Genomic DNA, 17,939 nt, shown 5'->3' on the forward strand with positions numbered 1-17,939 from the left:
CGACTTTGTCTCGTCATCCCCGCGAAGGCGGGGATCTCCTTTCCAATCCGCGTCCAAACCGTCTTCCGGACACCCCCTCTCCTAGGGGCTCTGCCCCTAAAACCCCGGATGCTGGAGCCGAGCCGCGGAAATTTCTGCATTACAACTATATTTCAGAATATGAGAAGAAATACAAAAGCAAATCACTCCTTTCCACAATGCTTAATTAAACAGTGGATAAATAACTCCGTTGATAAATATCCGAATGCATTGCAAATATGTGACAAAGAGCTCAATTTCAGAAGAAAAGAAGCACATAACATCTTCTTTGAGAAAAATCAGTATACGTAAAATACAGAAACACAAACAAGCAAGGATGACGATTTGCTTTTCAAATATATAAGGGAAATCGAAACTGCTGACAACATCAACGAGAAAGCAAAAATCTTTCAGGATATTAGTTTTTTGCAATTGACTTACAAACTCCTCTGCAGGACAAAAACCATAAACGATCTTTTTGTTAAAGAAACTTACGAGAACTTAACTTTTGCAAAGGATCTATATTCGCCCGAGAAAACTTTGCCAAACGGCTTTACTGCTTATAAGCTTTTGAAGCAGACCGTAAATTTCCATTTGTTGGTGGAGGGCAATGACGATTGGGCGAAAATAGATTACCATTTTATGGTTAACCGCACAAACAAAAGGTTTGTCCTTGCTGATAATATTAAGGATAAATTAATTCTAAGTCTTTCTCCAAATCTTTGTGTCGGCTATTCCTCAAATAGGCAAAATGGGGGCAGAATCTCTGTTTTCATCCATGAAATTGAAGATGATGGCTCTATTGTAAAATTGAATAAGAAAATGCTCGAAGACAGCGATAAATTCGTCGTTTTCTACCAAAAAAGCGATTTAGGGATAGTTTAGGGTTCATTTACGTTGAACCTAGACCCGAAGCTAGGTGTCAAGAAATGCTTTGTGTAAGGAAAAAATGATGAAACAGAATACCTAGAATAACAAAAAATGTATATTAATATTGAGGTATTATATGTTACTTATCTGTAAGTCGAGTCAATGAAAAAAGGCTGCTTTGAATGAAAAATAATTCCCTTTTCGCAAAAATGTTTGTTGTACGATTCCTTTTTTGAGGACCTTTGCGCTATGCCGATAAATGTTGTCGACTTGTTTTCTGGAGCAGGTGGATTGACGTGTGGATTCTCATATAAAATTGAGAATAATTCTTTTAAAAAAACTCGCGATTTCAATTTCATTTTTGCTAATGAATATAATGAACAAGCTGCAAAAGCCTTTGCTACGAATTTTAACGATATACACTTGATAAAAGGGGATATTGCTAAAATTACACAAAATACACTTAGTCTTGAAAATATTTCCTCCAACATTCCGGTTGATCTTATCATCGGCGGACCGCCCTGTCAGTCTTACAGCACTGTTGGGAAAAGGCAGTATGACCAAAGGGCGAAGATGTACCAAGAGTACACCAAAATGCTTCGTTTTTTACAGCCAGCCATGTTTATTTTTGAAAATGTGACAGGACTATTGTCTATGAGAAATGATAAGGGAAATCCTGTTATAGATGACATATCTGCATTGTTTGATCACATTACAGATTCGTTGGGGTATAGGTTATATAGAAAAGTGCTTAATGCGAAAGATTTTGGCGTGCCACAAAGCCGTGAACGTGTTTTTATTGTTGGATTAAGAAAAGATATTGATTATGAATGGAAATTTCCATCCCCAACACATGGCCAGGGATTAAAAGATTATGTAACGGTTGCAGAAGCTATTTCTGATTTGCCTCTTGTCAGATGTGGCCAGAAAAAAGAGAAGTATACAAAGGCAACAAAGACTGATTATCAGTTGCTGATGCGTGGAAATAGCGTGGAAATATACGACCATGAATGTGGAATCTATGGGGATCGAATGAACACAATCATAAAGGCCGTTAAAGAGGGAAAAGGACGACCGTATATAAACGAACTTGTTGCAAGTGGTGTATTGCCTCAGGAGTGTCATTTGACGTCTGGATATAATAATACATATGGACGCCTTTGGTGGCATAAGCCTAGTACGACCATAACTAACAGTCTTGGAACCCCATCTGCGTTACGGTGCATTCATCCGTTGCAAAACAGAGCGCTGACCACAAGAGAAGGAGCTAGATTACAGTCTATGCCAGATTGGATGCGCTTCTATGGAAACAGACATGAACGAAATTCACAAGTGGGCAATGCAGTTCCTCCTTTGCTTGCAATGGCCATTGCAAACGAAGTGAAGAAAATACCCTTCAACTCATTCCGTAAATAAAGGGAAATTGCCATGAATACAATAAATACCAAAGATGAAATCTATTTTAATTTTTCATACTTTGCTCTTCGCCTACTTGGAAAGGGGTTGTATTCTAATGCTTGGACTGCTATTGCTGAATTGGTGGCGAATGGTTTTGATGCCAATGCTCAGCATGTAAAAATATATATCAACGCCTCAAATAAAGAGAAATCTGTTATTGAAATCTTTGATGATGGATATGGGATGGGGTATGATGATCTTGTTAGTAAGTATACACTTATAGGCAGAGACAAGCGTGATGATAAAACTATAGATGAAGAAACCAAAAAACAGTTGATGGGACGAAAAGGCATAGGAAAACTTGCTGCCCTATATCTTTCAAAGAAATACTATCTCATTTCAAAAACAAAAAAAGAAAGTTCTGCGTGGTGTCTAGATTCCCTTGATGCAAAAGATTCTGATGTTCCAAGGCTTGATAGGATAGACGCAAAGAAAATAAATATAGAGTCAGGTCCGTTTTGGGAAAAGAACAAAACTGGAACGATGATAAAACTGACGGATGTTGATTTGCGAAACTTCGGTGTACAATCGTTAAAGGGGTTACAAGCTCGTCTTGCTGATTTCTTTCTGACAGATGCTCTTGACGGAAAGATGGAAGTTGCCTTTTTAACGCATCGTGGTGAGAAAATCAACTTCGAGAAAGTTGAAAAAGAGATTGCATTCAAAAATATGTATGCTCTATTTAACAATACTCCAAGAAATATTGAAAAAGAGCTTTGTCAATCACTATTTTTCAAATCTTCGATAAAACAAATTGCCAATAAAAAAAGGCATACAATTTTTTTTGATAGAAAAAAATTCCCAGAAACCTCTGGCGAACAGTGTTTTTTGCTAAGTGATGGACGGAAAACAAAAAAGGGGTTGCCTTATAAATTAGAGGGATGGATTGGTATACATGCAACCATTGATAAGGAGAGTGCAAGCAGCAACGATTCTCGATATCTAAAAAATAAGGTTTATAATCCGAATAAGTTAAGGCTATATGTCCGCAAAAAATTGGCTGTAGAAAATTTCCTTGATTATTTGCACAACACTCAAGCTTTCAGCAATTATATTGAAGGCGAAATAAGTTTTGACATTCTTGATAATGATAAGTTGCCTGATATTGCGACAACAAATAGACAAGGCTTTGATGAAGACAGTGATAGAATTCAACTTCTAATAGATATTTTAAAGCCGATAGTGAGTGCTTTGATTAAACGACGTGTTGACATCGGTGAAGAAATAAAACAGGAAGAAAAAGATTACAAGAAAGAACAAGAACGGATTGCGAACGAAAAAGCAGAAGTAGAACGACAAAAGGCAGAACGAGCGGAAAGAGATCGTGAGAAAGCAGAGAGGGATCGAGATAAAGCATATGAGGACAGGAAAAAACAGGAAGCAAGGGCGGATGCGGCTGAAGCTGATTTACATTCCGAGCGAAAGCGAAATTCTTTTTTGACGGAAAACATTTCTGTTGAAAAAAAAGATTTTGTTGAAAAATTTCATCTCGTAAAAATAAATCTAGACTCTATAAAAAACAAAATCGGTTCGCTTATAATAAGAAAAGAAAAAAATAGATTAGATTTTGACGGAGTGTGGGAAACCGTAAAGTTTATTTCTCTCACAGTTGCAAGAATGAAAGCAGTCTTTTCTTATGGAATGAAAGCGAATTTTAATACAGAAGATGAAAATATAAAAGCCAACTTATTTGAATTTATTGAAGACTACTGCGCAAATGTACTAAAAAAAATGCATGACGATTTGAACATCGCCGTTTCCATTGAAAAATCCGAAACTTATGAATGTGAGTTTTCTCCACAAGACATTGGAGCCATATTTGAGAATATTGCAAGTAATTCGGAAAAATTCAATGCGCGAAACCTGTTTGTAAATATGAACTTTTCTAAAAAGGATCTCTTAATAGATATAATAGATGATGGAAAAGGCGTCGACAAAACAAAAATAAAAAATATAAATTCGTTATTTGATTTTGGAAAAGGATTTACATCTTCGGGTTCCGGCGTTGGCCTTTATCATGTAAAAACAATTGTCAATGAAAAATTTCATGGAAACATTTCAATTAACGAAGAAAGAACTAAAGGCTTTGAATTGAACATAAGGATTCCTAAATGAATTACGATTTAAACATACTGTGGATAGAGGATACAACATCTTGGTTGGAATCTGCAAAAGAATGGTTCCTACTGAAAGTTGAAGAGCAAGACGGTCTTTTAATAAATATAGATGCCGTTAGCAGTAGAGATGATGTTGACTCGTTGTCTGAATCAGTAGAAAAAGAATCTACAGGTTTTAAATTATATGACATTATTTTTGTTGATTTTAACATTTCTAGCAAAATCAATGGAGCCGATTTAATTGAAAAATTTCGTAACAGTAATATTGATGCGGATATACTATTTTATTCAGATAAGCTAAAGACACCTGAACAAAAAGAAATGATGAAAGAATATGAGTTTTCTGGAATTTACATATCAACGAAGGAATCGTTCCAAGAAAATGCTATAAAACTTTACAATAAAAATATTCGTCGGTTAACTTCAATGCTCAACATACGAGGTTTACTAACGGATAAAACATCAGAAAATGATTATGTAATGAAATCATATTTGACGCAAGGATACGACAAACTGGCAGATAATCAAAAGAAAGCGCTGTCTCAGCAAATAAACGAAATGCTAAAATTGTCTATTGATACTGTGATCGAACAGGCGGAAAATGCAAAAGAACAATTGTCTTTAGAAAAGCACAATATGAACCGCTTGCAAAATTTACCAGATTTTATTTTCCCAATAAAAAGCAAATATGAAATATTCTTTAAATTATTGGAAGTCTCTAATTCTGAAAATATAGGAGGTTTTTCTCTTGATGATTATACAAATAAAATTATAAAAATAAGAAATACTGTTGCACATAAGAAAATTGGCATATGCAAACAACAAAAATATTTAAAATATTACGATACATTAAAACAATTTAAAGCAAGAGTATGCCCTGATAGTTGCATAAATCATACTGATGATAATAAGATTTCATTGGAAAAATGGATTGAGACATTGAAACTGGCAAATGAATATACAAAAAAATTTGAAGCTATTTTAGAAGAATTAGAATCGGGTTCTTGAGAAACAGATAAAACAGATTATGGAGTATGAGAAGTATGCCGCAATATTTAACAGAATGCGTAAAATATCTTTTTGACAATTATGTTCAAGCTACAAAGGGGCCCTTTGCGGATAGCTCTGTTGGAGAATATGTTCGCAATATGATCCCTCAAAATTTTATAAAATCGGGATTAATTGATAAAACAAATTATAGAATCAAAGCCAGCGTTGGACAAGGAATATGGGCGCAGGTTCCCTGGATAGGCATTTTCAGAAATGATATTACAGATAGTGCTCAAAACGGTGTGTATATTGTTTATCTTCTTTCGGCAGATGGCAATTCATTATTTTTAACGTTTAATCAAGGTTTTACTGATATTGCCAAAGATAAGACAGCAAAGGAAACTGTTGATGAAATGCGGAAGCGCGCATCGGATTGCATAAGTAAGTTAAACAAACATTCTTTTAGATCAGACGAAAATATCAGTTTGGGCAGTAATCTAACAAATCGGGCTGAAATGTACCAAAAGGGTACGATTTTTTACAAAGAGTATCAGAAACAAAATTTGCCCTCTGAAGAAAGTCTTAGGCGTGATTTGAAAGACATGCTTGAAATTTATGAAGAGTATTACGAAAAAATATATAAAGGAAAAGATAATTTCGGTTCAGAGCCGATAATCGACTCTAATAAGGAGAATGTGACGATGCAAACAATCTTCTTCGGCGCTCCCGGCACTGGCAAGTCTCGTAAAATCGATTGCAATCTTTTCAAAGATGAAAATGGGAAACCCATTGGAAAAGGCATAAAAGAAATCCCTGAAGATCGCAAGTTCCGCACAACGTTCCACCCTGATTACGATTACGCTCAATTCGTAGGCGCTTACAAGCCCAAGAAAGAAGGGAATGCAATCACCTATTCTTTTGTTCCGCAGGTTTTCGCAAAGGCTTACGCCGCAGCTTGGAAGCAGTATTTCGCTGCGGGTAATGCGTCGACTGCCGACAACCAGGTCTATCTCGTTATCGAAGAAATCAACCGCGGGAACTGTGCCCAGATTTTCGGCGACATTTTCCAGTTGCTTGACCGCGATGGTGAAGGATTCTCGCAATATTCCATTGATGCAGATTGCGATTTTGCAACATGGCTTAAAGAAGATTCCATTCTGAAAACCGTTTGGAGCGACTACGAAGCTAAAGTCGGCGAAGGCAAGCTCAAGCTCCCGCCGAACCTGAACATTCTCGCTACGATGAACACTAGCGACCAGTCGCTATTCCCCATGGACAGTGCGTTCAAGCGCCGCTTTGACTGGGAGTATGTACCCATCAAATACGCAAAAGATAGTGACTGCGGCGATGATTGGAAGGCAGATGAATTCAAAATTGTCATCGGCAATTCAACGTACATGTGGCTTGATTTCTTGAAAAAAGTCAATGCAGACATTTACGACGCCACGCAAAGCGAAGACAAGCAGATGGGCGAGTTCTTCATTAAGCCGAAGAGCGATGATTTGAAAATTGCGTTCAATGAATTCCGTTCCAAGGTCCTGTTCTATTTGTGGGATTCCGTGTATAAAGACGAGACTGAACGGCAGGCCGTGTTCCACTTCCCGTATGGGGATGGCGACGGAAAAATTAATAGCGTGACGTTCCAATCGCTTTTCGGTAAAGATGCCGAAGCAATTGTGAACAAGATTATGGAAAACCTGAAAGTTGAGAAAGTGACCGCCTAAAGCTTTTTGGTTGTTCATGATTTTCCTGTTCGAAGAGTTTGTCTACGACGCCGGTTACCTCAAGGAGGTTATCGGTTATAAGGGCAATAGCGATTTCCAGAGCGAGAGCGGTTTTAATACCAAAGTGGCCGACACGGGTGCCAAAATAAATGGCGTCGGTTATTGCTTTTTCAACGGGAATCCTGTCTTCGTGCTGCCCAAGGTCTTTCTCGACTGCAACAATACAAAGGCTTTCGGTGTGCCGATTGCTGCCGACGGCAAGGATATTTTCGGAAAGGGCGAGTCTCCTATAAAGAATGTTCAGCGCAAGTTTCTCTCGTCCCTTTCGACTTGGCTCTATTCCGCTATTGACAAGTACCGCGCCGACAGCGATGTGACTGGCGTCCGTTCCCCGGACCATATGGAACATTCCAAGTTCAGGGGCGATGCCCGCTATGCGACGCTGCTCGATGTCATGAGTAGCATGGAAGTGTTCTACAAGAAAAACCAGAACCTGTTCGTCTTTGTTGCCAAGAACAAGCATAGCGGAAACAACCGGATTAACTGGCAGAGGACCATCGCGAAAAAGACGCCCTTTATTCAAGGCGATTCGCCAATCTACATGGAACTGGTGAACAAGAAGAAGGTTTTTGATTTGGACGATCGTCTGCTTGTTCTGTATTTCTCCGCGATGAAGTTCATCCAGGACGAGTTCGGGTTCGAAATGCCACAGAGCGAGTTCTACGTTCCGCTCAAAAGGCAGGAGTTCGCTCGCCTTCTGGAATGCGAACGCGGGCTGCGCGAGCTTCGCCGTATCAAGTACAAGTATTTCGAAGACCGCCTGCTGAAACTCTACAACATAATGGAGGCGTTTTTCCGTTGGGGCGCCAGGTACACCAACAAGAACGTAAAGGCGAAGGAATACCTGATTGCAAATTCGTTCAACAATGTTTTCGAGGCGATGATTGACAGCCTCATCAGCGACCAGGACAAAGAAGTCGCGAAGTTGAAGAAAAACGAAGACGGCAAGATAATCGACCACCTGTACAAGGAAAAGTCGCTGATATTCGCCGACGGGAGCGAAAGCATTTGGCACATTGGCGATAGCAAGTATTATAAAGAAGAAAACGAGGTGCTCGGCCAGTCGGTTGCAAAGCAGTACACCTACGCCAAGAACATTGTCCAGGACTTTTTCTCTCCCGATTTTGTCGATGGCAATGACGAATGCTATAGTTCAGGCGTCCATCAAGGGGTACGCTACAGGGACTCGGTGACGGAAGGCTACAGCGTCACGCCGAACTTCTTTATCCGCGGATTTGTCCCGGAATACGAAAACGACGATCAGTACGGCGATCCGTATTTTTCAAAGAAAGGCGAGAATACGGAGCCAATCAAGGCCGGCGATGACATGTGGGATAAGCGCAACCGTCATTTCCGAAACCGCCTCTTTGACCGCGATACGCTTTTGCTGAAGGTGTACAACATAAACTTCTTGTACGTGCTCAAGACCTACACCTCCAAGCATTCGTCCCTGCGCGACGATTTCAAGAAGAAGACCCGAAAGAGATTCCGCGAAGATTTTTTGGAGCTGCTGGATAAATATTACGTATTTTACGCAGTATGGCCCAAAAATTCGGAGACCGAATTTGTCAATGCTCATTTCCGCATGCTTGCTGGAAAAATTTTCAAGCCCGCAGATTTAAAATGCCTTATATTGGCTTTAGAAAAAACTTCCATTGATGACGACGATGTAAAAGAAATGTGGAAGAGGATAGAGGGCGGTTGCGAAATGATAGCCCGCGTAACTCCCAAAGAAATTTGGGAGAACGACTTGAGTGATTTGGAAGAAGCTGAATTTGAGGAAAAATCAGTTGTTTTTGATGAGTCGCTAAACGGTTTCTTTGTCAAGAGAGAAAGTTTTGAAAAGGCCAAAATAGGTGAAGTCCATAGGCTTCCTAAATACATCATGAATAAACCTGTTGTAGGCAATGTATTCTTGCAAAATGGATTTTCAGCCGGCAACCCTAAATTTTCTGACAAGGACGAATATTACTTCTTGCCCTGCAAAGAAGGTTGATTTTTCTTGCATTTGTGTTAAAATATAGCCCGACCCGGCCCTTCGGCAAGCTCAGGGACCTGGGCCGAGATCGCCGTCGCCCGGAGCGGGAAGTAACGCGCGGGCGTTGACTTCCTGCTGGTCTCTTTGTATATTTATCCCCGTATTACGACAATCCCTGCGACAGTCGGCATAGGCCTTGCGGCCCGTACGTGCATCCGCGGTGGGGCTCATCAACCTTCTTGTTGATGTTGTTGGATAGCTGATAGGAACACGACCTATTCGAGTGTGTGGCGAAAGCCGCGCCAGGTAACGCCGAGGAAAGCCCTCGCCAACAGCACCGCAAGAGCATCCCAAATCAAAACATAGACAAACCTTAATTGCGTCCGCAGTGTAGGCGCAATTCTCGCTTTGAACGGCAATTCTCCGTTAAAATCGACCGCCGACGGCGGGCGAATTGAAAAAATGCAGAAATTGCCACAGCTAGGAGCGGGAAATAACCGGTCGCAAATTGCGACCTCATGGAGGCTATAATGAAGTCTAAAGAAGTTATCTCTACGAAGCTAATCCAAGATGCCAAGCAAATCATCGAGACTGCGCGGGAAAATGCGGTCAGGAGCGTCGATTTCTGTCGTGTCCAGATGTACTGGAAGCTTGGTAAGCGTATTTTCGAAGAAGAACAGCATGGTAAGAAGCGTGCCGATTACGGGGCGTATATCGTGAAATCGCTTGCTGAAAAGCTGGAAACTGAATACGGGAGCGGTTTTTCTAAGCGTCAATTGGAATTTTGCCGCCAATTTTACAACATTTTCCCAATTGCGAACGCACTGCGTTCGCAATTGAACTGGTCGCAATATCGTATGCTGATTCAGATTTCTGACCCCGACAAGCGCGAATATTACGAGCTTGAGGCGGTAAACAATTCTTGGAATGGCCGCGAACTCGAACGTCAAATCAACAGCCAGCTATACGAGCGCCTTTTGCTCAGCAACGACAAGGAATCCGTGCTGGCGGTCGCTCGCAAGGAGCGCATCCCTGAAACCCCGCAAGAGGTCATCAAGGATCCGATGATTTTGGAATTTGTTGGGTTGAAAATGAATTCGGCCTTTTATGAAACCGATCTGGAAGGTGCGATTATTTCGCATATTACGGATTTTCTTCTCGAACTGGGTAAGGGATTTTCCTTTGTTGCCCGGCAGAAGCGGATTATGCTCGAAGACGATGAATTCTTCATCGATCTCGTTCTTTACAACAGGCTGCTTCGCTGCTTTGTGGTTATTGAAATCAAGACGGGCAAAATCACGCATCAGGATCTCGGTCAACTCCAGATGTATGTGAATTATTACGACCGCATTGAAAAACTCCCTGATGAAAATCCTACCATTGGCATTCTTTTGTGCGCAGGTAAAAACGATTCTGCCGTGAAAATGACTTTGCCCGAAGGCAACAAGACTATCCTCGCTAGTGAGTATAAGTTGTATCTGCCCACCACCGAGCAACTGGTCGGCGAAATCAACGAGGCCAAGGAACTCGCGAAAAAACGAACTGCCCAACCAAACAAAGGAGGACGTTGAAAATCCTTCTATTACGTATTGAAAAAAACTACCCAATCCTACCCAATACAACCCGATCCCACCCAATACAGTGAAGTGGAATGGAATCTTCTTAAAATATTAAAGGGTAATCCGAAATTAAGTCAAAGCGAAATGGCTGAAAAATTGGGGATGAATGTAAATCGCCTCAAGTATTACTTGAACGAACTTCGTAAGGCGCCAAGGCCTGCAATTCGTCATGTTGGCACAACTCGCAATGGTTATTGGGAAGTTCTAGTTGATATTTGATGATTTCTAATCAAAGGAGAAATGCAATGAAGGAAAATGCAGAGAACGAAAAACAACTTGAGAATGAAAATCCCGGATGGAAGGCCTTCATGGAATTGCGCAGGCAGGCATTGCACAATATGCAACAGCTATCCGCCGATGCCGAGAAGGCCGGCTCCGCAGGCATGACGCTCGACGAGATAAACGCCGAAATCGCCGCAGCCCGGAGCGGGAAATAACGCGCAGGTGTTGACTTTACTCTGGCCTCTTTGTATATTTATCCCTGTATTACGACAATCCCTGCGACAGTCGGCATAGGCCTTGCGGCCCGTACGTGCATCCGCGGTGGGGCTCATCAACCTTCTTGTTGATGTTGTTGGATAGCTGATAGGAACACGACCTATCCGAGTGTGTGGCGAAAGCCGCGCCAGGTAACGCCGAGGAAAGCCCTCGCCAACAGCACCGCAAGAGCATCCCAAAACATAAACAAACTCTAATTGTGCCTGCAGTGCAGACGCAATTTAAACTGTTTTTAACGTTCGCTCATGCCGAGCGGGCTAGAGGATTATTATGGCAAAAAAAACTGATAAATTGGCTGTCCGGATATATACCATCCGCGGGGTCAAGGTGATGCTCGATGCCGACCTGGCCGAGATTTACGGGTATACGACCAAAGCATTCAATCAGCAGGTCAAGAATAATATCGAGAAATTTGACGAAGATTTTCGGTTTCAGCTAAATGATACTGAAATTACCTCCTTATCGAGGTCAAAAATTTTGACCTCGATGCAGGTAAAAGGAGTGAAAGGCGGACGTTCTTACAAGCCCTATGCATTCACCGAACAGGGTATCTACATGCTCATGACGGTGCTCAAGGGCGAACGGGCGACTGCTCAAAGCAAGGCTTTGATTCGCCTTTTCAAGCAGATGAAGGACTGCATTGTGGAGAACCAACAGTTGATTGGGGTTGATGAGTTGCCCAAAGAACTCTTAGAATCAATAGTTGGGCATATTGAATTTATGAGCCAACATCAAGATCAAGCAGCCGCTAATAGGGAGGCCACGTAATGAATCTTGCAAAATTTGAGAATGCCCTGAAGATTGGGGAAACTGCGGCCATAGAGTTCAAACGGGCTGGTGGCACCATTGAAATGGACACCTTTGAAACGGTCTGCTCGTTTTCGAACCGATTCGGAGGCGATATTTACCTAGGGGTGCTTGACAATGGGACTGTTGTTGGCGTTCCTGAAAATGCAGCTCAGCCGATGGTGAAAAACTTTATCAGTGCCATCGGTAATCCGGACCTGTTCAGCCCCACACTTTATCTTGAACCAGAAATTTTCAAGTACCGCAAGAAAATCTTGATTCATATCCATATCCCTTCGAGCGGCGAGGTACATTCGTTCAAGAAACGGATTTATGACCGCGTAGACGAGTCGGATGTCAAGGTGACTGCGACAGCAAAAATTGCGCAGATGTATATCCGCAAGCAAGAAATCTACACAGAACGCAGGGTGTATCCGTACGTAAAGTTGAAAGACTTGCGCTTGGATTTACTGCCGATGATACGGATTTTGGCCAAGAACAACGCTGGCGGTAGCCACCTTTGGGAAAAACTTTCGAATAGGGATTTGTTGAAAAGTGCAGGGCTTTATGCCGAGGATCATGTTACCGGCAAAAATGGGTTCAATCTTGCCGCGGTGATGCTTCTTGGTCGCGACGAGGTTATTCGTGATATTTGTCCTGCTTACCAGACTGACGCCCTTGTCCGCAAGGTGAATGTTGATCGTTATGACGACCGTTTGACGGTAGTTACGAACTTGGTTGAAAGTTTTGAACAGCTTTTTAAATTCGCGGCGTTGCACCTGCCCGATAAATTCTATGTGGAAGGGGCCGAACGCAAATCTCTTCGGAATATTGTGGCTCGTGAAATGTTGGTAAACACACTGATGCATCGGGAGTATTCAAGTTCGTACCAAGCGAAGTTTGTGATTGAACAAGATAGGATGTATGTGGAAAATGCGAACAGAGCTCGGTTCAACGGTCCGATAACGCTGAGGAATCTTGAGCCGTTCCCGAAGAATCCGCTTATTGCAAGCTTTTTTCGCAATATCGGCTATTCGGAAAAGCTCGGTTCGGGTGCCCGGAAAATGTTCAAGTACGGGAGGCTTTATTCCGGTGTTGAACCTGAATTTTTTGAAGATGATGTTTTTCGCATCATTCAACCGCTAAGCGAAAATTATTCGTTTGATGCGGAAAATGAGGCTGGTGGTCAGAATGAAGACTCGGAAACTACCCAGAAAACTACCCAGAAAACTGCCCAGAAAACTACCCAGAAAATACTTGATGCGATATCAAACAATCCTAATGTGACTAGGTTGGAGTTATCAGAAATTTGTGGAATAACTGCTGACGGCGTAAAATGGCAATTGAGAAATCTCACAAAGTCTGGGCGCATTGCTCGTATTGGCGGAGATCGCGGTGGCCACTGGGAGGTGCACGACGTGGAGCATCCCAAAACATAAACAAACTCTAATTGTGCCTGCAGTGTAGGCGCAATATGAGACGCCGCGTTCGCGGCTACATGGAGGCTGTAATGAAGTCTAAATCTTGGGCTGGAAAGGAAGCCCGGCGCGGGAGGTAATCGGATTTCGTAAGCACTGTTTACGAAATTGAAAAATAGCTCATCAAATTTGACAGACACTGTCTATCAAATTGGGGCAACAGTGTTGCCCAAAATTTCTAGTTACAAATGAAGGTCGCAAATTGCGGCCTCCAATGCGGACATCGTTCTATTTTGAAAGATTTCAGCGGTCGGGTGATAGGATAAATGATAGGATAAGTGATAGGATAAAACTCACGGAAACGGAATCGCTGATTTACGCAGAAATAAAACGGAATCCTTCCATTACTGTTCCCTTGCTTATGCATGAAACGGGTTATTCCGAACCGACGATTAATAGGGCTTTGAAGGCTTTACGGGAAAAATCTTGTATTGCTCGACAACGCTGCATCCGCCTAATGTGAGTGTCAACAGATGGTGTTGACTTCCCTCTGGCCTGTTTGTATATTTATCCCCGTATTACGACAATCCCTGCGACAGTCGGCATAGGCCTTGCGGCCCGTACGTACACCCTGTTGGCGAAAAAAAACAACCATTTTAATTAAAAATGGTTGCGTTTTTGTTCGATTCTTTTGAGGGTTGTTCTTTATTCGGGAGTGGACTTGCGTACCACATCCTCGTACTTGACAGTTTCCTTAATAAAGGGATTTGGCTTTATTTTGTAAACAACGGCTGAACCGAAGTACTTGCAGGTGTACATTCCGTTCGTCACGGTCTCGGACATTGATATATCTACTATACCATGATAGCCTGAAGCGGGGGTCACAATGGCCGTGAAGAAATAGACTTCGTTGCAGCGATACGGATAAGTATATGTAACAGGAGTCAACGAGGCAATGGTTAAGTCATTGTCGACGCTCAAAGCTTTTGGAATGGGATACAGGTTTCCCGTGACGACTTTGGTTTCTGGAATTGTTCTTTTGACTTCTGTAACTTTTTTCACCGGTTTCGGTTTCGGCTTCGGCTTTGGCTTGGGTTTAGGTTTGGGTGGCGGCTCCGGCTCCGGTTCGGGCTGATAATAGCCATAGTTGCTCCATGATTTGTTGTTATAGGACGCACAACCTTCGAAAAAAGAAGCCACAAAAACGCAAGTAAGCAATGCTATAATCTTTTTCATGTGGGCCTCCCTAATGATCGCAACAACAGCAGCAGTGCATGCAGTTGTTCCTTGTTGCGGGTTTAGCAGGAACTGGAGTAGAAACTGGAGTAGGAACAAATACGGTATCGGGTTTAGGCGGCGGAACCTTGACGACTTCTATGATTCGTTTCTTGGTAATAACTTTTTCGACAACTTCTCTCAGTTTGTATTTGACGGCAAGTCCCCAAAAGGAGCAGACCGTATCGGTTCCAGTTACTGCTTCGGTCGCCTTCATGTCAATAATTCCGTGAAATCCGCTTTGTTCATTCGCCGTGTTAAATAAAAAGTCAACCTTATGGCATTTGCCTAGGGTTTGGTATGATACCGGTGTGACACTTTTTATTTCGAAAAATGCGGAATCTGATTCAAAAAGTTTTCTTATTGGATCCTTGCTTTGTGCTGAAAAATTGGTGCGCTTATTGGGGGATAATGCAAAGTTTTCAGAATACTTGTTAGTGTCCGGAGTCACTTTAAAGGACAGGCCCAACCCCCATGACTCACAAGTATATAAACTATCGTTCTTTGTCTGCTTGTAATGAACATCTACAATTGTGGAGTAACCCAAACCTTGAAGCACGTTCTTCTGGTAAAGGTCAAGTATATCGCATTTCCCATCACCGCTATAAGTGATTGGGCCCCACTTCTCAACCTGAAAATTGTTATAGTTTTCAAAAACCTTGGGAATGTCCAGTGAATCAGAAACCTGTTCTATGAGCCTTGTCTGTGCAAAGACAAACGCCGACAAGGCTAGGACAAGAAGGGTTATTTGCTTATAAACTTTTATTGTCATAATAATGAAAATAAGTCTTTTTTTTTCTGTGGGTTCTTGTTTTTTGGGGTTTGTGACCGCTGTCACAAGCAAGAGCTATAGTATTTTTCGGCGCTGCGTAGAAGACTGACCCTCCCCCCTGTACATCTCCTTTTTTCTATATTTCTGTGCGTTTAAGGCCATGCCTTAAGGACAATTTGACACAAGAAAAGGAACGCTATGCCAGCTTTTGATCCGAATGCGAAAAAGATGCTGATTTCGGGAAACGAGGCCATCTCGCTTTCCATGCGCCACTGCAACGTGCAGTTTGCCGCGGGTTACCCGGGTACCCCCTCTACCGAAATCCTCGAGGATTATTCTGAACTCGGCGGGTATGCCCAGTGGGCCCCGAACGAGAAGGTCGCCGCCGAAGTGGCCCTGGGTGCAGCCTTTGGCCATGCCCGCAGCGTGGTCACCATGAAGATGGTCGGCCTCAACGTGGCTAGCGACGTGCTCTACACCGCGACCTACACGGGCGTGGACGGCGCCATGGTGTGGATCGTTGCCGACGACCCGGGTCAGGGCAGTTCCCAGAACGAACAGGACACCCGCAACCATGCGAAGGCATCCGTTTGCCCGATGTTCGAACCTTCCAACTCCCAGGAAGCCTACGACTTCTTCCGCATTGCGGTGCAGACGAGCGAAAAGTTCAAGATTCCCGTCATCCTGCGCATGACGACCCGCGTGGACCACTCCAAGTCCATCGTGGTCCCGAAGGAAGAACTCCCGGCCATGGTGCCGAACTTCGAACGCAATATCGCCGGCCACGTGATGGTGCCCGGTTTCAGTAAGCCGGCCGGTCGCCGTCTCCGTGCCAAGATGGACGAGATGGAAGCCTGGAACGTCGCGGAAGGCCCCAATCGGGTGGAAATGCGCAGCGAGGACTTCGGTATCATCGTGAGCGGCATCAGCTACCACCATGTTCGTGAAGCTGCCCCGGAAGCAAGCATCCTCAAGCTCGGCATGACCTACCCGCTGCCGATGCAGCTCATCAAGGATTTCGCCAAGAAGTTCGAAGGCAAGCGCCTCATGGTCATCGAAGAAAACGACCCGTGGCTCGCCGAGAACATCAAGGCCGCCGGCATCCAGTGCGAAAGCAAGTTCGACCCGATTTTCCGCTTCGGCGAACTCGACGTGAACCGCGTGCGCCGCATTATCGCTGGCGATCGCAACCCGGACCCGGTTCCGGTCAAGGGCAAGCCGCCTATGCTCTGCCCTGGCTGCCCGCACCGCAGCTCTTTCGCCATGCTCAAGGAACTCGACTGCATCGTTTCCGGTGACATCGGCTGCTACACGCTCGCCGCTCTCCCGCCCATCAGCGCGATGGACTACATGATTGACATGGGTGCCGCTATCGGTATGGGCATCGGTCTGCGCAACGTGCTCCCGCGCGAACAGGCCAAGAAGGTCGTCTCCGTGATTGGCGACTCCACGTTTGTCCACAGCGGCATCACCGGCCTCGTGGAAGCGGGCTATAACCGCCCCGACACCGGCCATGTGGTTGTCATTCTCGACAACAGCATCACCGCCATGACGGGCCAGCAGGAACACCCGGGTACGGGCCGCCACCTGGACCACAGCCCGGCTTACAAGCTCGACTACGGTGCCATCGCGAAGACTGCCGGTTTCGACAACGTCTACGAAGTGAACCAGGTCAAGGAACCCGAGAAGTTCAAGGAACTCGTGAAGGAAGCCCTCGAGAAGGACGAGCTCACGCTCATCGTGGCGAAGAGCCCCTGCATTCTTGCCCTCAAGAGCATCCTCGCCTGGGACAAGGCCAACAAGGAAAAGGCGGAAAAGGCTCTCGCCGAGTCCGAAGCCGCCGCAAAGAAAAACGGCAACTTTTAACGGAGATTAATTTGTATGAGCGTAGTTAACGTGAAATTTGCCGGCCTCGGTGGCACGGGCGTTATCAAGGCGAGCGACGTGATGGCGGAACTCGTGTTCGAACAGGGTTACGACGTGAAGAAGGCCGAAGTGCACGGCATGAGCCAGCGCGGCGGTTCCATCGCAAGCGACGTCCGCTTTGCGAAGGGCGAAGAAGTTCAGTCCCCGATGATCCCGACGGGCGAAGCCGACTACCTGGTGGTATTCGACGAGACGCAGGTCGTGGTGAACGAGGCCTTCCTCAAGCAGGGCGGCGTGCTCCTCACTCCGGCGGACATCGATGTCTCGAAGCTCGAGAACGTGAAGGCCCTGAACGTCGCGATGCTCGGCAAGCTTTCCAAGCATTTCGACTTCACGGTGGACCAGTGGACGGTCGCCCTGAACAAGCTCTTCGCCGAAAAGTTCCACGAAGGCAACAAGAAGGCCTTCATGCTCGGCCGCGAAGGGTAAA

16 protein-coding genes and 1 pseudogene are annotated in these 17,939 nt (G+C 44.1%); 15 read left to right on the forward strand and 2 right to left on the reverse strand.

Going from position 1 to position 17,939, the window contains the following annotated elements:
- The 13 genes and pseudogenes from B2952_RS00055 to B2952_RS14190 all read left to right on the forward strand — a co-directional run.
- Positions 1-209, forward strand: a 209-nt coding sequence (locus B2952_RS00055; RefSeq protein WP_290735914.1) for a hypothetical protein, incomplete at its 5' end; no start/stop codon positions are given.
- A 154-nt stretch (positions 210-363) separates the two neighbouring features.
- A complete protein-coding gene (locus tag B2952_RS00060; protein WP_290735916.1) occupies positions 364-903 on the forward strand; it encodes a hypothetical protein in 540 nt (179 codons plus the stop codon).
- Between the two features lie 234 nt (positions 904-1,137).
- On the forward strand, positions 1,138-2,304 hold the full coding sequence (locus B2952_RS00065; RefSeq protein WP_290735919.1) for a DNA cytosine methyltransferase: 1,167 nt from the start codon (positions 1,138-1,140) through the stop codon (positions 2,302-2,304).
- A 12-nt stretch (positions 2,305-2,316) separates the two neighbouring features.
- Positions 2,317-4,461 carry an ATP-binding protein gene (locus tag B2952_RS00070; RefSeq protein WP_290735922.1) on the forward strand — a complete coding sequence of 715 codons (2,145 nt, stop codon included), beginning with the start codon at positions 2,317-2,319 and terminating at the stop codon, positions 4,459-4,461.
- On the forward strand, positions 4,458-5,471 hold the full coding sequence (locus B2952_RS00075; protein WP_290735924.1) for a hypothetical protein: 1,014 nt from the start codon (positions 4,458-4,460) through the stop codon (positions 5,469-5,471). The genes B2952_RS00070 and B2952_RS00075 overlap by 4 nt, the downstream gene beginning before the upstream one ends.
- Before the next feature lie 26 nt (positions 5,472-5,497).
- Positions 5,498-7,177 carry an MrcB family domain-containing protein gene (locus B2952_RS00080; protein ID WP_290735927.1) on the forward strand — a complete coding sequence of 560 codons (1,680 nt, stop codon included), beginning with the start codon at positions 5,498-5,500 and terminating at the stop codon, positions 7,175-7,177.
- Positions 7,178-7,193: 16 nt separating this feature from the next.
- Entirely contained in the window at positions 7,194-9,233 is a 2,040-nt protein-coding gene (locus tag B2952_RS00085) for an LlaJI family restriction endonuclease (RefSeq protein ID WP_290735930.1), read from the forward strand.
- Positions 9,234-9,745: 512 nt separating this feature from the next.
- Positions 9,746-10,786, forward strand: a complete 1,041-nt coding sequence (locus B2952_RS00090) for a PDDEXK nuclease domain-containing protein (RefSeq protein WP_290735933.1) — start codon at positions 9,746-9,748, stop codon at positions 10,784-10,786.
- A 132-nt stretch (positions 10,787-10,918) separates the two neighbouring features.
- Positions 10,919-11,053 carry a hypothetical protein gene (locus B2952_RS14185; protein WP_414655027.1) on the forward strand — a complete coding sequence of 45 codons (135 nt, stop codon included), beginning with the start codon at positions 10,919-10,921 and terminating at the stop codon, positions 11,051-11,053.
- Positions 11,054-11,079: 26 nt separating this feature from the next.
- Positions 11,080-11,271, forward strand: coding sequence for a hypothetical protein (locus B2952_RS00095; protein WP_290735937.1), 192 nt, complete (start codon positions 11,080-11,082; stop codon positions 11,269-11,271).
- A gap of 331 nt (positions 11,272-11,602) precedes the next feature.
- Positions 11,603-12,008, forward strand: a pseudogene (locus B2952_RS00100) (ORF6N domain-containing protein); the annotation flags it as partial.
- Positions 12,009-12,099: 91 nt separating this feature from the next.
- The gene (locus B2952_RS00105) at positions 12,100-13,557 is read left to right on the forward strand and encodes an RNA-binding domain-containing protein (RefSeq protein ID WP_290735943.1); all 1,458 of its coding nucleotides are present in this window, start codon (positions 12,100-12,102) and stop codon (positions 13,555-13,557) included.
- A gap of 253 nt (positions 13,558-13,810) precedes the next feature.
- Positions 13,811-14,059 (forward strand): MarR family transcriptional regulator, encoded by a 249-nt coding sequence (locus B2952_RS14190; RefSeq protein ID WP_367280927.1) that lies wholly within the window; start codon positions 13,811-13,813, stop codon positions 14,057-14,059.
- Positions 14,060-14,241: 182 nt separating this feature from the next.
- Here the strand turns inward: B2952_RS14190 and B2952_RS00110 are convergent, their stop codons facing one another.
- Positions 14,242-14,772 (reverse strand): hypothetical protein, encoded by a 531-nt coding sequence (locus B2952_RS00110; protein ID WP_290735945.1) that lies wholly within the window; start codon positions 14,770-14,772, stop codon positions 14,242-14,244.
- 10 nt (positions 14,773-14,782) lie between these two features.
- Positions 14,783-15,583 carry a hypothetical protein gene (locus tag B2952_RS00115; RefSeq protein ID WP_290735948.1) on the reverse strand — a complete coding sequence of 267 codons (801 nt, stop codon included), beginning with the start codon at positions 15,581-15,583 and terminating at the stop codon, positions 14,783-14,785.
- A 198-nt stretch (positions 15,584-15,781) separates the two neighbouring features.
- Between B2952_RS00115 and B2952_RS00120 the strand changes: the two genes are divergently transcribed.
- The gene (locus B2952_RS00120) at positions 15,782-17,449 is read left to right on the forward strand and encodes a thiamine pyrophosphate-dependent enzyme (RefSeq protein ID WP_290735951.1); all 1,668 of its coding nucleotides are present in this window, start codon (positions 15,782-15,784) and stop codon (positions 17,447-17,449) included.
- 15 nt (positions 17,450-17,464) lie between these two features.
- Positions 17,465-17,938, forward strand: a complete 474-nt coding sequence (locus B2952_RS00125; protein ID WP_072807646.1) for a 2-oxoacid:acceptor oxidoreductase family protein — start codon at positions 17,465-17,467, stop codon at positions 17,936-17,938.
- The last annotated feature ends 1 nt before the right edge of the window (position 17,939 follow it).

Origin of the sequence: Fibrobacter sp. UBA7003 (genome assembly GCA_002449765.1) — a bacterium.
Lineage (GTDB): Bacteria > Fibrobacterota > Fibrobacteria > Fibrobacterales > Fibrobacteraceae > Fibrobacter.

Excerpts from the sequence above, each read along its gene's own strand:
- B2952_RS00120 (WP_290735951.1), top strand. The coding sequence starts at position 15,782 with ATGCCAGCTTTTGATCCGAATGCGAAAAAGATGCTGATTTCGGGAAAC.
- B2952_RS00065 (WP_290735919.1), top strand. The coding sequence starts at position 1,138 with ATGCCGATAAATGTTGTCGACTTGTTTTCTGGAGCAGGTGGATTGACG.
- B2952_RS00080 (WP_290735927.1), top strand. The coding sequence starts at position 5,498 with ATGAGAAGTATGCCGCAATATTTAACAGAATGCGTAAAATATCTTTTT.
- B2952_RS00070 (WP_290735922.1), top strand. The coding sequence starts at position 2,317 with ATGAATACAATAAATACCAAAGATGAAATCTATTTTAATTTTTCATAC.
- B2952_RS00090 (WP_290735933.1), top strand. The coding sequence starts at position 9,746 with ATGAAGTCTAAAGAAGTTATCTCTACGAAGCTAATCCAAGATGCCAAG.
- B2952_RS00075 (WP_290735924.1), top strand. The coding sequence starts at position 4,458 with ATGAATTACGATTTAAACATACTGTGGATAGAGGATACAACATCTTGG.
- B2952_RS14190 (WP_367280927.1), top strand. The coding sequence starts at position 13,811 with ATGCGGACATCGTTCTATTTTGAAAGATTTCAGCGGTCGGGTGATAGG.
- B2952_RS00095 (WP_290735937.1), top strand. The coding sequence starts at position 11,080 with ATGAAGGAAAATGCAGAGAACGAAAAACAACTTGAGAATGAAAATCCC.
- B2952_RS00105 (WP_290735943.1), top strand. The coding sequence starts at position 12,100 with ATGAATCTTGCAAAATTTGAGAATGCCCTGAAGATTGGGGAAACTGCG.
- B2952_RS00085 (WP_290735930.1), top strand. The coding sequence starts at position 7,194 with ATGATTTTCCTGTTCGAAGAGTTTGTCTACGACGCCGGTTACCTCAAG.
- B2952_RS00115 (WP_290735948.1), bottom strand. The coding sequence starts at position 15,583 with ATGACAATAAAAGTTTATAAGCAAATAACCCTTCTTGTCCTAGCCTTG.
- B2952_RS00125 (WP_072807646.1), top strand. The coding sequence starts at position 17,465 with ATGAGCGTAGTTAACGTGAAATTTGCCGGCCTCGGTGGCACGGGCGTT.
- B2952_RS14185 (WP_414655027.1), top strand. The coding sequence starts at position 10,919 with ATGGCTGAAAAATTGGGGATGAATGTAAATCGCCTCAAGTATTACTTG.
- B2952_RS00110 (WP_290735945.1), bottom strand. The coding sequence starts at position 14,772 with ATGAAAAAGATTATAGCATTGCTTACTTGCGTTTTTGTGGCTTCTTTT.